This window comes from Leifsonia sp. 71-9 (genome assembly GCF_001898805.1).
Taxonomy (GTDB): Bacteria; Actinomycetota; Actinomycetes; order Actinomycetales; family Microbacteriaceae; genus Leifsonia.
Window position 1 is genome coordinate 257,006 of the sequence record NZ_MKVJ01000017.1, and the last position, 13,257, is coordinate 270,262.

The window sequence follows — 13,257 nt, forward strand, 5'->3', positions numbered from 1 at the left end:
AATCGACACGTGCGTGACGGGACTTTCAGTTGAGCTGGAACGTCTGCGCCGGTGCCCCGTTGCAGACCCAGATGCGCAGCTGCGTGCCGTCGGCGGTCGCCCCGTTCGGGGCGTCGAGGCAGTAGTTCGACGCGGGGTTGAGGAGTGCCCCGTTGGCCTGCGGCACCCAGTGCTGACCGCCGACGCCGTTGCAGTCGTGCAGCTGGATGCCCGCGCCCATCGTCGTCGAGTTGTCGATGACGTCGAGGCAGCGGCCGATGGTCCGGACGCTCTGGTCGGCGGGGGAGTACGTCCACTGCTGGTCGCGCGCCTCCGCGTTGCCGCCGGGCGCCCCCGTGACGATGTTCTGGCAGGTCCAGAGCTGCACGCGCTGGTTGTTGACGTTCAGGTCGTTGCCTGCGACGTCGACGCACGTCGAGGGCGCACCGGAGACGGGGTGGAGGATCGGCGTCGTGACCGTGAACTTCTGGGCGGCCGCGCCGTTGCAGGTCCAGATCCGCAGCGGCGTCCCGTTGGCGGTGGCGCCGTTCGGGGCGTCGAGGCAGAGCCCCGAGGCCGGGTTCTTGATCGAGCCGTCGGCCTGCGGAAGCCACTGCTGGCCGCCGACGCCGTTGCAGTCGTAGAGCTCGACCCCGGTGCCGAGCGTCGTGACGTTGCCGTTCACGTCGAGGCAGCGGCCGAGCGTGCTGAGCGTTCCTTCGCCGATGATGCTGCCGGCCCAGTGCTGATCGGCGGCGAGGGCCTTGCAGTCCCACAGCTGCACGACCGCGAGGTTGCCCCCGGTGTCGTCGCCCGCCACGTCGACGCATTTGCCGCCGGGGCCGACGATCTGACGGCCGGGGCCGCCACCGGTGCTCACGCCGTCGTAGTGCTGCGCGACGATGTTCGCCTGCACCGCGTTCTCGGCCACGTTGGTGGCGTAGCCGCTGGTCATCACGCCCTCGAAGAAGGACTGGGTGCCGCGGTTGGAGTTGTCGCCGCCCGCACCCAGGCCGATCGAGCCCTCGAGCTTCATCGGCTTCCACGTGCTCCCGAACCGGTCCACGCCGTCCGGGAGGGCGCCGTCGTACCAGGTGGAGAGGGCGCCGGACTGCGCGTTGCCGCCCTTCAGGGCGAAGGTGTTCACACCGTTGTTCTTCAGCACGGCGGTGACGAACTTCGAGGCGTTGCCCTGATTCGGCGTCCACACGGCGGTCTTGCCCTGGAACACGCCTTCCTCGAGGTCCGCCTGCACCCAGGGGCCGTGTCCGGTCGCGCCCTTGGCGCCCAGGGTGGAGAGGTTCAGCGTGTCCATGTGTCCGGCGCCCGTGTCGACGGTGTCGGTCTCGACGTTGCCGAAGTCGGAGCAGCAGGCGCTGTTGACGTTCGTCCCGCTGGCGACCTCGTACATCGATTCGGGGTTGGCGCCGCGCGCCGTTCCGATGGTCACGGTGCTGGAGCGCCGGTAGGCGACGCCCGGAGGCAGGTAGAGGCCGTACGCCTTGCTCCCGCCGACGGTGATCGGCAGCGCTGCCGCGTCGGCCGGGGCGTTGGCCGCACCCTGCTCGCCCGCGGGGGCGGGGGTCAGGTCGTTGTGGTTCGCCGACTGGTCGTAGACGATCGGGATGACGCAGCTCGTCCCGGCGCAGAAGGCGTCCTGCTGCGCGGCGTCGGCGGACCCGCCCGCGGAGAGCAGCCCGATGTTCCTGGTCGCGCCGTCCGAGGCGCGCTTCACCTGGTAAAGCGGTCCGTTGTACGCGGCGTAGAGCGCGCGGGCCGGGCTGTACGCGGCCACGCACGGGGTGCCGGCCGCGGCGTAGATGTCGCAGGGGCCGTCCGTCGCGGCCTGCGCCGGGCTCGCCGTGAGCAGCGGGCCGGTGAGCAGCGTGAGGGCGAGGGCGAGGATCCCGAGGGCGGCTGTGAGAGCCCGCCTGCGGGTGGGAGGCGAATCGGTGTGCACGGTGACCTTCCTTTCGAGCGTCGTTGCTACGGTCCGGAAGTGCTCAATCGTTAAAACATGCGGCCGAGAAGATCGTTCGGCACCGTTGCTTTATCGTTTAAACACTCCCCACCTCGGGAGTGTAGAGGATCGCGCCGACCGGCGGAAGAGTGGGCCCGGCCCGGCCGGTCAGACGGGGAGGACCGCCGCCTCGTCGGCCGTGGAGTCCATCGGCTGGCAGCCGCAGGACTGGCGCAGCACCAGCTCCACCTCGACGACGTGCCGCCTCCAGCCGCCCTCGTCGCCGGCCATGATCTCGAACAGCCGGGCCGTCGCGAGGCGCGCGAGCCGCTGGGCGGGGACCCGCACGGTGGTGAGGCTCGGCGTGGTGACGCGTGCGAGCCCGAAGTCGTCGAAGCCCGCGATGGAGAGAGCGCCCGGCACGTCGACGCCCGCGGCTCGGAGCAGCGTGAGCGCCCCGAACGCCATGTCGTCGTTGGCCGCCACCAGACCGTCGATGCCGGAAATGCGCGGCCCGAGCTCGCGGATGGCGGCGGCGCCCGACTCCTCGCTCAGATCGCCCTCGACGATCAGGGCGTCGGCCTCCAGACCGTGCGCGCGCACCGCGTCGAGGAAGCCGTCGCGGCGGTCGACGCCGGTCTGGTGGTCGAGCGTGCCGGAGATGTGGAGCAGGCGCGTGCGGCCGTGCACGGCGATGAGGTGCTCGGTGACGGCGCGGGAGGCGGCACGGTCGTCGACGCCGACGGTGACGGCGCCCGGGAGGTACGGGAAGCTCCCGATCATCACGACGGGGAGCCCGCTGTCGATCAGCCGCTCGACGGTCGGATCCTCGATCGCCGCGCTGGTCAGGATGGCGCCGTCCGCGCTGTGCGAGCGCATCACGCGCTCGTAGGCCGCGAGGCCGTGGTCGTTGTCCGGGTTGGTCGAGACGAGCAGCTGCACGTCGTGCTCGTTCGCGACCGACGACGTGCCCTCGAGCACGTGCATGAAGTAGCTGTGGCCGAACACGTGCGTCGCCGTCGTCGGCACGATCAGCGCGATCGTGCCGGCGTGCTGGTTGCGCAGCGCCCGGGCCGCGGAGCTCGGCACGTAGCCCAGCTCGCGCGCGGCCTCCTGGATGGTCTTGCGGGTGTCGACGCCGATGCGCGGGTTGTCCGCGAGCGCCATCGAGACGGCCGACGCGGTCACGCCGACCTTGTCGGCGATGTCTCTGAGGGTGACGCGACGCACCCGCCCCCGCTCCACCATTCCTCGACTCCTCCCGTGCCCGGGCGATCCCGAGTGTTCCTTACCGTAGCTCATGCCTCAGGCGGTGCCGGCGTCCTCTCCCCGGTCACGATCGCGCGGATGACCGGCACCGGGAGCTTGGGCCTGCGGTCCTCCGTCAGCAGGCCGTTCGCCTCCTGCATCGTGTCGGTCAGCTGCGTGTAGCAGGAGCCCGCCAGCACCGTGCTCGCGCGCAGCGCGTCGTAGAGCGCGCGCAGCGTCTCCTCGAACTGCTCGGCCGACCCGGCCGTGGAGTATCCCCAGCTGTCGCCCGGGGCGCCGGAGCGGTCGAGCAGGAACTCGACGCCGCCGAACTCCGTCAGCATGAGCGGCGCCCCGGGGTCGAAGGCGTCGGTCAGGACCATCGCGCGCCCGGCCGGACCGGTCCCGGCGCGCAGGGCGGCCGCGGCCGCCTCGTCCCGGTACCGCGCCCGCACGGCGACGGGATCGTGGTCGTAGTCGTGCACGCTGAAGACGTCGGACTCGAGGTGCTCCCAGCCGTCGTTCGAGATCACCGGGCGGGACGGGTCCACCGCCCGCGTCAGCTGCACGAGCGCGCGGGCGAACGCGCGCTGCGCGGGGTCGGCGGCGACGTCCTGGATGCCCCAGCTCTCGTTCATCGGCACCCACGTGACGATGGAGGGGTGCGAGCGGTCGCGGTCGAGCGCCTCCAGCCACTCCCGGCTCAGACGCTCGACGGCCGTTGCGCTGAACCGGTAGGTCGCCGGAGCCTCGCCCCACAGCAGCAGGCCGAGCCGGTCGGCCCAGTACAGGAAGCGCGGGTCCTCGATCTTCTGGTGCACACGCGCCGCGTCGAAGCCGAGGGCGAGGATGAGCTCGACCTCCTCGCGGAGTGCCGCCGCGCCGGGGGCGGCGAGGTGCGACTGCGGCCAGTACCCCTGGCTCAGCACCGAGCGGAGCGTGCGGGGGAGGCCGTTGAGCACGAAGCGCCCGTCCCGCACCCCGGTCGTGCGCAGGCCGAGGTATCCGGCGACCGTGTCGACCGTCCCGCTCGCGTCCTCGACCGTGACCGTCGCGTCGACGAGCCGGGGCGACTCCGGCGACCAGAGGAGGCCCTCCCGGTCCTGCCCGTTGAGCAGCCGGGGGATCGTGACCGTGCCCGTGTGCCGCTGGGTGGTCACGACGGCGGCGGCCTCGGCGATCGGCTCCTCGCCGTCGAACAGCTCGACCCGGCAGCGCGTCCCTGGCGCCGGCGGCCGGTTGAGCCGCACCTCGTAGGTGACGGAGCCGCGCGCGATGTCGGTCGTGAAGTGGAGCTGCTCGACGAACGTCTCGGGCGTCGCCTCCAGCCACACCGGCTGCCAGATGCCGGTCGTGCGCCGGTACCAGATGACGTGCGCGTCCTCCTGCCAGTCCTGCTTGCCGCGCGGCTGCTCGACGTCGGCCGCGCGGTCCTCCGCCCGCAGCGCGACGTGCTGGGTGCGTCCGGGCAGGAGCGCGTCCGTGACGTCGAAGGAGAAGGGGGTGTGGCCTCCCTCGTGCTCGCCGACGAACCGCCCGTTGACCCACACGCGGGCGCGGTAGTCGACCGCACCGAAGCGGAGGTGGAGGCGCGGCCGCTCTGCGCCGTGTCCCGCCTGCAGCACGGCGTCCCAGGGGACGTCGCGCTGGTACCAGACGACGTCGTGGAAGCGGTCGTCGGCGATGCCGGACGCGGCGCTCTCGGGCGGGAACGGCACCACGATGGTGCGCTCCAGCCGGTGCTCCGGCTCGAACCACGCCTCGCGCTCGCCCACCTCGCCGTCGTCGTGCGCGAAGCGCCACGGTCCGTCGAGGGAGGTCCAGTGCTCGCGGACCAGCTGCGGGCGCGGTCGCGCCTCCTCCAGCCGGCTCGCACGGAGCGGTGCGCCGCTCACTGCGCGCTCTCCGCGGGGGCGGTGCGCGCCGCGGCCCGCGGGAAGACCGCGGCGGCGACCGTGGGCGTGCGGCGCAGCTCGCCGCCGGCCTCCTCGGACAGCTCGACGAGACCCATCCGGCGGAAGAACGGCGTGAGGCCGCGCCCGGTCTCGGCGAACGTCTCGCTCGTGGCGTCGCTCGACGTGGCGGGGTCGAGCACGAACTCCTCGACGTTGCGGCCTCCGGAGGCGTACGACCAGTCGACGAAGTCGAGCAGCGGCCACCAGGTCAGACCGCGCACGTCCATCCCCTCCTGGTGGAGGTCGCGGACCGTGGCCGTGGACGCCTCCAGCCAGTCGCGGCGCACCTCCGGCGTCCCCTCGATGCTGGTCTCGGTGACGAGCATCGGCAGGCCGTACCGCGTGTGCCAGTCCGTCAGCACCGCGCGGAGCCCGTCGCTCCACCGATTGGCGGTGACCTGGCGCACCGTCCCCTCGGCCAGCTCCAGGACCCGCGGGGTGAGGTCCGGGTAGTAGTTGACGCCGAGCAGGTCGATCCGTGCCCCGCCGGCGCGCAGCTCGGCGAGGTGCTCGGGCCGGGCCCCCTGCTCCCGCAGCCACGGGTCGAGCGGGTGGAGGTCGTCCACCCGTCCCAGCACGAGATCGGTGGGGAGGGTCGCCAGCGAGCGGAGCAACGCGACCTCCTCGGCCAGCACCGTCTCGGTGGTCTCGTAGATGGCGGAGGCCTCGACGTGCACGATCACCGCGTCCGGATTGGCCAGGCGGATGGCGGCGACGGCCCGCTGCACGCCGCGCGCGATGGCGACGGTCACCGTGGTCCAGCCGTCCCAGCCGGTGAGCGCGGGAGGCCACACCCCGCGCAGGCCGCAGAACGACGCCGTGGTGAGCGGCTCGTTGAGCGGGGTGATGTGGTCGACGACGCCGCGGTACCGCTCGGCGAAGGCGCCGGCGAACTCGGCCAGCGCCTCCGGGAACCCGGGGTCCGCGAACGAGCCGTCCAGCCAGGTGGGGGTGCCGTAGTGGACGAGGTCGGCGATCACCGTGAGCCCCTCCTCCCGCACCGCGTACTCGATGCGCTCGTCCAGCGCGCTCCAGTCGAACGTGCCGGGAGCCGTGTGCACGAGCGGCCAGCTGACCCCGTAGCGGAGGCCGGTGGCGCCCAGCGCGGCTGCGGTCCCGATGTCCGAGCGCCAGTTCGCGTCGTGCGCGGTCAGCTCGAACTCGTTGAGCGGCCCCATCGACGATCCGGGCGCCGGGTAGACGCAGGTGTCCTCGATCCCGATCAGCCAGTGCAGGCGGTCGTGCGGGAAGCCGTCGATGTGTGTCGTCACTTGAGTCCTGTCGTTGCGACGCCCGCGACGAAGTACCGCTGGGCGAGGAAGAATGCGATCGCGATGGGCAGCAGCGAGATCACGGCGCCGGCCATCAGGACCGCGTGGTCGGTCACGTGCTGGCCGCCGAACAGCGCGAGGCCCGCCGGCAGCGTCCGCATCTCCGGGGTGCTCGTGACCACGAGCGGCCACAGCAGGTCGTTCCAGAGGGCGGTGAAGTTGAGCACCGCGACCGTGGCGATGGCCGGCTTGGCCAGCGGCAGGATGATCTGCCAGTAGATGCGGAAGTGGCCGGCTCCGTCGATCCGGGCGGCCTCGTCGAGCTCGCGCGGGATCGAGACGAAGAACTGGCGGAAGAGGAAGATGCCGAACGCGCTGGTGGCGCGCGGGATGATCAGCCCCTGGTACGTGTTCAGCCAGTCCAGGTGGAAGAGCTCCACGAACACCGGGATCAGCGTCACCTGGAACGGCACCATCAGGGTCACGAGCACCAGCCAGAAGGCGATGGTGCGCCCGCGGAAGTCGATCCGGGCGAGCGCGTAGGCGCACATGGAGTCGAACAGCAGGGTGAGCAGTGTCGTGACGCCGGCGAAGACGATGGTGTTGAACACGAGCAGCAGGAACGGGAGCTGCTCCCACACGCCCTGATAGCCGTGCAGCGTCCACTCGGTCGGGAAGAGGCTCGCCGGGTTGCCGAACAGGTCGCGTTCGGTGCGGAACGAGGCGGACAGCATCCAGATGAACGGCACGAGGGCGAAGACCAGCCCGACGCCGACGAAGACCCAGCGCGAGACGGTCCCGAGCGTCGAGGAGCCGGAACGGCGCCGGTCCCGGCGCGCGGACGTCCCAGCGGTCGGCCGGCGGAGCGTTTCAGTCGACATCGTTGTACCTGAAGATTCTGAGTTGGAGGGCGGAGATGATCACGATCACCAGGAACAGCGCCCACGAGATCGCGGCGGCGTAGCCGGTCTGGAAGTTCACGAAGCCCTCGCGGAACAGCATCGTGACGAGCGTGTCCGTCGAGAACAGCGGGCCGCCTCCCGTCATCACGTAGACGAGGTCGAACAGCTGGAACGACTGGATGGTCATGATGAGCGTGCCGAAAAGCATCGTCGGGCGCAGGGCGGGCAGCGTGATGTAGCGCAGCAGCGCCCACGACCCGGCGCCGTCGAGACGGGCCGCCTCGTACCGCTCGGCGGGGACGCCTTTGAGGCCGGCGATCAGGATGATCATCACGAACCCGGCGTTCTTCCAGATGTTGACGAAGATGATCGTCGGCAACGCCAGCTGGGGCGACTGCAGGAACCCGACGTTCCCGAGGCCGAGGGCGGAGGTGATCGCGCCGACGAGACCGAGATCCGGGTCGAGCAGGAACCGCCAGACCAGGCCGATGGAGGTCAGCGAGACCACGGTCGGGAAGAAGAAGGCGGAGCGGATGATCCGGCTGCCGAGGTTGTCGCGGGCCAGGGCCAGCGCCAGGGCGAGCCCGAGGACGACGATCCCGGCCACCGAGATCACCGTGATCTCGACGGTGTGGAGCAGCGCGCCCCAGAACTTCGGATCCTGCGTGAGCGCGATGTAGTTGCCGAGACCGACCCAGGGCTGGTCGTCGGCGCCGATCGTCCACTCGTGCAGGCTGTACCAGAAAGAGACCAGGATCGGCCAGAGGACGAACACGCCCAGGATGAGGAAGCTCGGGGCGAGGAACAGCAGGGCGGGGGAGAGGCGGAACCGCCGGCGGCGCCGCCGCTCCCCCCGGATCCCGGTCCGGGAGCCGTCCTGCGGCTCCCGGACCTTGGTCAGAACGGTCATTTGGCGGAGCAGCCCGTCAGATCGTCGATCGTCTTCGTCGCGCTCTGCGTGCCCTCGGCCAGCGGCGTGCCTCGCGTGAGCGTCCCGATCATCGGCACGTAGCCGTCGGAGTCGACCTTCGTCGCGTTCGGCACCTGCGGCAGGTACAGGCGCGAGCCGGGAACCTGGGCCGAGAACACCGACACCACCGGGTCGGCCTTGAGGTCGGCGTCGTCGGCCAGGTCGGTCCGCAGCGACGGGAAGCCCGTCGAGAGCGAGAACTTCTTCTGCGCCGTCTTGCCCGTCCAGTACGCGAGGAACTCCTGCGCCTCCTGCGGGTGCTTGCTCTTGGCCGAGATGGCGAGCGGGGCGGTGGAGCCGAGCGTCACCGGCTTGCCCGCGGAGTCGAGCGGAACGGAGACGATGCCGAGGTCGATGCCGGCCTTCTTGTAGCCGGGCGCCGCCCAGGGCCCGTTGATCTCCATCGCGGCCTTGCCGGCCGAGAAGAGCGCGTCGGCCTCGGCGCCGGTGAGGCCCACCGGGGAGATCTTGTCGTTCACGACCAGGTCGACCCACGGCTTCAGGCTGCTCTGGCCCTTCTGGCTGTCGAGCACGCTGCAGTTCTTGCTGTCGACGATGTCGCCGCCTTCGAGCCACTGCAGCACCGGCCACATCTGGATGGTGTTGTTGTCGGCGAGCACGAGGCCGTAGGTGCCGCCGGAGGTCAGCTTCTTCGCCGCCTCCTTGAGCTCGGCGACGGTGGTGGGCGGCGTGACGCCCGCCGCGGTGAAGAGGGCCTTGTTGTAGTAGAGGCTCAGCGTGGCGTAGTTCGCCGGCACGGCGTAGAGCTTCTTGTCGTACGTGAACTCGTCGACGAGGGCCGGAGCGAAGTCGTCCACGTTGATCTTGGTGTCGCCCGAGCCGGTCTGCGTGATCGGGAGGACCGACTTGGTCTTGACGTACTGGGCGATGACGTTCGGGTCGGAGGCCGGGGCCGCGATGTCGGGGCCCTGTCCGGTCATCCAGGCGGAGGGCAGCTTCTGCTGGATCGTGTCCCACGGCTCGGCCGACATGGTGACCTTGATCCGCTTCTGCGACGCGTTGAAGTCCTTCACGATCTGCTCGTAGCCGGGGGCGTCGCCGCCGGTGAAGCCGGTCCAGACGGACAGTTCGACGGGGCCGGAGGAGGTGCCGCCTCCGCCGGAGCAGCCGGTGGCGAGCAGTCCGACCGCCGCAGCGACGGCCACGACGGCGAGCTGTTTCTTGTAGTGCATGGAGACTCTCCCTTGAGCGATGGGTAACGATGCTCGGATTGGGTGCTTCATCGTTAAAGCAGATCGTAGACGACGAACCTCGTCGAGCGCAATCCATGTCCCGCGACGTCGGAGCGGCCGTCTGGACAGATTGCTCGCAATCGAATACTCTGAGCAAAGTATTCGGAGGTGAGCAATGTCGAAGCGCGCGATCGCGAACCCGCTGGCCCTAGCCGTCCTGGCCTGCCTGTGGGAGAAGCCGATGTACCCGTACGAGATGACGACGACCATGCGCGAGCGCGGCAAGGAGGACAGCATCCGGCTCAACTTCGGCTCCCTCTACGCGGTCATCAAGTCGCTGGTGAAGCACGGCTTCATCGAGGTGGCGCAGACCGAGCGCGAGGGCAACCGCCCGGAGCGCGTCGTCTACCAGATCACGGAGAGCGGCCGGCGGGAGGCGATCGACTGGCTCGGCGAGCTCATCGAGATCCCGGCGAAGGAGTACCCGGCGATCGAGGCCGGGCTCTCCCTGCTCCCGCTGCTCCCGCCGGCGACCGCCGCCGACCTCCTGGCGAGCCGGCTCGAGCGGCTCGACGACGAGATCGCCGAGCGGCGGGCCGTCGCGGAGGCGAACGACACCGCGCTGCCCGAGCTGTTCATGATCGAGTCCCGCTACCGGCAGGCCGTGCTCGACGCCGAGCGCGCCTTCGTCGCTGACCTGCTCGCGCGGCTGCGCGACGGCACGCTGGGCGGCTACGAGTGGTGGGAGCAGCTGCACGTGCTGCTCGGCCAGGGCCTCAGCATGGCCGAGATCCAGCAACGGGTCGCGGCCGGCGCCTTCGGCGAGGAGGTGGCCGAACTGCTGGGGAACTGATCCGAGCGGCATCCCGCCGCACACAAGACGATGGCCGGAGAGCGGCAACTCCCCGGCCATCGGAAACCTTCAGTCGTTCCTTACGGAACCTGCGTCAACAGTCACCGAGGGTCGTATCCGATGATATGCCCCTTCGGTGACCTCTCAGAGAGGAACCATCGTGGCATCATCCACCGGTCCGGCGCTCGTCGCCGACCAGCTCGTCAAGTCCTATCCCGGCGGGAGGGGCGCCCCGCCCGTCCGCGCCCTCGACGGCCTCGACTTCACCGTCGAGGCGGGCACCGTCTTCGGGCTCCTCGGCCCGAACGGCGCCGGCAAGTCCACCACCATGAAGGTCCTGTCGACCCTCGCGCGCGCCGACTCCGGCCGCGCGTCCGTCGCCGGGATCGACGTGCTCCGGCACCCGGGGCGCGTGCGGCGCGCCATCGGCTTCGTCGCGCAGAAACCCGTCTCCGACCCGATGGACACCGGGGTGGAGAACCTCGTGCTCGCCGGCCGGCTGCAGGGCATGAGCGGTCGGGATGCGCGGGCCCGCGCCCGGGAGCTGCTCGAGCGCTTCGGCCTCGCCGAGCACGGCCGCCGCCAGGTCAAGACGTACTCGGGCGGCATGGCGCGCAAGCTGGATGTCGCCCTCGGCCTCATGCACCGGCCCGAGGTGCTCTTCCTCGACGAGCCCACCACCGGGCTCGACCCGGAGGCGCGCACGGAGCTCTGGCTCGAGATCGAGCGGCTCACGGCCGCCGAGCACATCACCGTGCTGCTGACCACGCACTACCTGGACGAGGCCGACCGTCTCGCCGGCCGGCTCGCGATCGTCGACCACGGCCGGGTCGTCGCGGGCGGCACCCCGGAGGAGCTGAAGAGCGGCCTCCGCGGCGACACCGTGATCGTCGAGGTCGCGCCGGACGGCGACCCGACCGCCGCCCTCGCCGCCCTGCAGCGGGTGGAGGCGCTCCGCGACATCGGCGGAGACGGCCGCACCCTCCGCGCCCGCGCCGACAACGGAGCCGCGACCCTCCCGCTCGCCCTCGTCGCGCTCGAGGCCGCGGCCGTCGCGGTCGCGTCCGCCACCGTCGCCCGCCCCAGCCTCGACGACGTCTACCTGCGGCACACCGGCCGCACCTTCACGCGGGCGCAGGCGTCCGCCGAGCACGCCCTGGAGAACGCATCATGACCGCCGTCACCGCACCCGCACCGTCGCCCGCGCGCACCGCCCGCACGGGAGGGGGACCGACCTTCCTGACGCACACCCTGCTCCTCACGGGGCGGCAGCTGCGCTGGGCCATCCGCATGCCCGCGTTCCTCGTGATGAACCTGGTGCAGCCGGTGATCTGGCTGCTGCTCTTCGGGCAACTGTTCAAATCGGTCGTCGACATCCCCGGCTTCGGCGTCGGGGAGAGCTATCTGGAGTACCTGACCCCGGGCGTCGTGATGATGCTCGCGCTGTTCGGCAGCGCGTGGTCGGGGACGGTCTACATCCAGGACATGGAGCGCGGGGTGATGGACCGGATGCTCACGTCACCGGCGAATCGCGGCGCGATGATCGTCGCGACGCTCGTCTACCAGTCGATCCTCGCGGTGTTCCAGTCGCTGATCGTGCTGGGCATCGCGTTCTGGGCCGGCGCCCGGTTCGACGGCGGCGTCGGCGGCATCCTGCTGCTCCTGCTCGCCGTGGTGCTGCTCACCGCGGTGTTCTGCTCGCTGTCGAACGCGGTCGCGCTGCTGGCGCGCGACCAGACCGCGCTCATCGGCATCTCGCAGCTGATCACCCTGCCGCTGATGTTCCTCAGTTCGGCGATCATGAACACGAAGCTGTCGCCGGAGTGGGTGCGGAACGTCGCCGCCTACAACCCGTTCGAGTGGGCGGTGATCGTCGGCCGGGAGGCGCTCAGCGCGCATCCCGACACCGCCGCCCTCTGGGGGCACGTCGGCCTGCTCGCCGCCCTCGCGGTCGTCATGGCCGCCCTCGCGACCAGCGCCTTCCGCGTCTACCAGCGCAGCGCCTGACCGCAGCCGCCGAGCACAGGAAAAGTGCTGCTGTTTCGAGCGATTCGGAGCACTTTTCCTGTGCTCGCGGGCTTCGGGCCGCGGGCGCGGGGCTCAGAACAGGTCGGGGGAGGGGGCGCTTGCGTGGCGGATGGAGACGTCGGCGTGGCGGTCGAACCGGTAGCCGACGCCGCGGACCGTGCGCACGATGTCCTCGTAGCGGGCCAGCTTGGCGCGCAGGCGGCGCACGTGCACGTCGATCGTGCGCTCGTTCGGCACGTCCTCCTCGTCCGCTCCGCTCCACAGCGACGAGATCAGCTCGGCACGCTCGATGGTGCGGCCCTCGCGCAGCACCAGGTACTGCAGCAGCTCGAACTCCTTGTAGGTCAGCGCGACCGTCTGGTTGTCCAGGATGAGGCGCTTGCGGGAGATGTCGACGACGACGCCGGACGCGGCGCGGTCCTCGTCCTCGTCGATCGCGGCCGTGTGGCGGTGCTTGGCGATCGCGGACGGGTCCTGCAGGGCGAGGCGGACGACATCCACGTCGCGGCCACCGGCGCCGGCCGGGGCGATCGCGACGGCGGCGTAGGTCTCGGAGGCGGGTGCCAGCTCGGCGGTGAGCGCCTTCAGCGCCTCCACGATGCGACCGAGGTCGGTTCCGGCAGCGGCGGCCTTGGCCTCGTCGATGCCGACGTAGAGGACGAAGCCGCGGGCCTCCGTGCCGGTCGGGACGGCGCGGATCTTCGGAGCGGCGGGAGCGGCGGGAGCGGCCTCGGCGGGGCGGAGGGCGGTGGGGGCGAAGGTGTCGATGGTGGCGAGAGACATGGGAGGAGTCCTTAGATGATGTCGCGATCCCGATCGTCCACCGACGCTGCGGGACGGTCGTCCCGGCGAGAGAAAGGCGCCGGATGGGGCGGTGATTCGCGGAGTTTTCGTGTTG

At 70.9% G+C, this 13,257-nt stretch carries 11 protein-coding genes; 3 read left to right on the plus strand and 8 right to left on the minus strand.

Features of this window, described 5'->3' with window-relative positions; genetic code table 11:
- Positions 1 to 25 precede the first annotated feature (25 nt).
- From BGO91_RS10945 to BGO91_RS10975, 7 genes are all read right to left on the minus strand, one after another.
- On the minus strand, positions 26 to 1,939 hold the full coding sequence (locus BGO91_RS10945; RefSeq protein WP_290472795.1) for an arabinofuranosidase catalytic domain-containing protein: 1,914 nt from the start codon (positions 1,937 to 1,939) through the stop codon (positions 26 to 28).
- Positions 1,940 to 2,107: 168 nt separating this feature from the next.
- A complete protein-coding gene (locus BGO91_RS10950; protein WP_290472796.1) occupies positions 2,108 to 3,187 on the minus strand; it encodes a LacI family DNA-binding transcriptional regulator in 1,080 nt (359 codons plus the stop codon).
- 50 nt (positions 3,188 to 3,237) lie between these two features.
- Positions 3,238 to 5,082 carry a glycoside hydrolase family 2 protein gene (locus BGO91_RS10955; RefSeq protein WP_290472797.1) on the minus strand — a complete coding sequence of 615 codons (1,845 nt, stop codon included), beginning with the start codon at positions 5,080 to 5,082 and terminating at the stop codon, positions 3,238 to 3,240.
- Positions 5,079 to 6,413, minus strand: a complete 1,335-nt coding sequence (locus tag BGO91_RS10960; protein ID WP_290472798.1) for a family 1 glycosylhydrolase — start codon at positions 6,411 to 6,413, stop codon at positions 5,079 to 5,081. Before BGO91_RS10960 ends, BGO91_RS10955 begins: the two co-directional genes overlap by 4 nt.
- A complete protein-coding gene (locus BGO91_RS10965; protein WP_290472799.1) occupies positions 6,410 to 7,294 on the minus strand; it encodes a carbohydrate ABC transporter permease in 885 nt (294 codons plus the stop codon). Before BGO91_RS10965 ends, BGO91_RS10960 begins: the two co-directional genes overlap by 4 nt.
- The gene (locus BGO91_RS10970; RefSeq protein WP_290472800.1) at positions 7,284 to 8,225 is read right to left on the minus strand and encodes a carbohydrate ABC transporter permease; all 942 of its coding nucleotides are present in this window, start codon (positions 8,223 to 8,225) and stop codon (positions 7,284 to 7,286) included. Before BGO91_RS10970 ends, BGO91_RS10965 begins: the two co-directional genes overlap by 11 nt.
- A complete protein-coding gene (locus BGO91_RS10975; protein WP_290472801.1) occupies positions 8,222 to 9,478 on the minus strand; it encodes an ABC transporter substrate-binding protein in 1,257 nt (418 codons plus the stop codon). Before BGO91_RS10975 ends, BGO91_RS10970 begins: the two co-directional genes overlap by 4 nt.
- A 175-nt stretch (positions 9,479 to 9,653) precedes the next feature.
- On the opposite strand from BGO91_RS10975, the gene BGO91_RS10980 reads away from it, so the two are divergent.
- The 3 genes from BGO91_RS10980 to BGO91_RS10990 all read left to right on the plus strand — a co-directional run bounded on the left by BGO91_RS10980 (position 9,654) and on the right by BGO91_RS10990 (position 12,338).
- Positions 9,654 to 10,331, plus strand: a complete 678-nt coding sequence (locus BGO91_RS10980) for a PadR family transcriptional regulator (RefSeq protein WP_290472802.1) — start codon at positions 9,654 to 9,656, stop codon at positions 10,329 to 10,331.
- A 160-nt stretch (positions 10,332 to 10,491) separates the two neighbouring features.
- Positions 10,492 to 11,505 (plus strand): ATP-binding cassette domain-containing protein, encoded by a 1,014-nt coding sequence (locus BGO91_RS10985; protein WP_290472803.1) that lies wholly within the window; start codon positions 10,492 to 10,494, stop codon positions 11,503 to 11,505.
- On the plus strand, positions 11,502 to 12,338 hold the full coding sequence (locus BGO91_RS10990) for an ABC transporter permease (protein ID WP_290472804.1): 837 nt from the start codon (positions 11,502 to 11,504) through the stop codon (positions 12,336 to 12,338). The genes BGO91_RS10985 and BGO91_RS10990 overlap by 4 nt, the downstream gene beginning before the upstream one ends.
- Positions 12,339 to 12,431: 93 nt before the next feature.
- Here the strand turns inward: BGO91_RS10990 and BGO91_RS10995 are convergent, their stop codons facing one another.
- The gene (locus BGO91_RS10995) at positions 12,432 to 13,142 is read right to left on the minus strand and encodes a winged helix-turn-helix domain-containing protein (RefSeq protein WP_290472805.1); all 711 of its coding nucleotides are present in this window, start codon (positions 13,140 to 13,142) and stop codon (positions 12,432 to 12,434) included.
- Between the last annotated feature and the right edge of the window lie 115 nt (positions 13,143 to 13,257).

What these genes read in the sequence shown, in the direction of transcription:
- BGO91_RS10995 (WP_290472805.1), bottom strand. Translation starts at nt 13,142, where the DNA reads ATGTCTCTCGCCACCATCGACACCTTCGCCCCCACCGCCCTCCGCCCC.
- BGO91_RS10980 (WP_290472802.1), top strand. Translation starts at nt 9,654, where the DNA reads ATGTCGAAGCGCGCGATCGCGAACCCGCTGGCCCTAGCCGTCCTGGCC.
- BGO91_RS10950 (WP_290472796.1), bottom strand. Translation starts at nt 3,187, where the DNA reads ATGGTGGAGCGGGGGCGGGTGCGTCGCGTCACCCTCAGAGACATCGCC.
- BGO91_RS10970 (WP_290472800.1), bottom strand. Translation starts at nt 8,225, where the DNA reads ATGACCGTTCTGACCAAGGTCCGGGAGCCGCAGGACGGCTCCCGGACC.
- BGO91_RS10990 (WP_290472804.1), top strand. Translation starts at nt 11,502, where the DNA reads ATGACCGCCGTCACCGCACCCGCACCGTCGCCCGCGCGCACCGCCCGC.
- BGO91_RS10975 (WP_290472801.1), bottom strand. Translation starts at nt 9,478, where the DNA reads ATGCACTACAAGAAACAGCTCGCCGTCGTGGCCGTCGCTGCGGCGGTC.
- BGO91_RS10965 (WP_290472799.1), bottom strand. Translation starts at nt 7,294, where the DNA reads ATGTCGACTGAAACGCTCCGCCGGCCGACCGCTGGGACGTCCGCGCGC.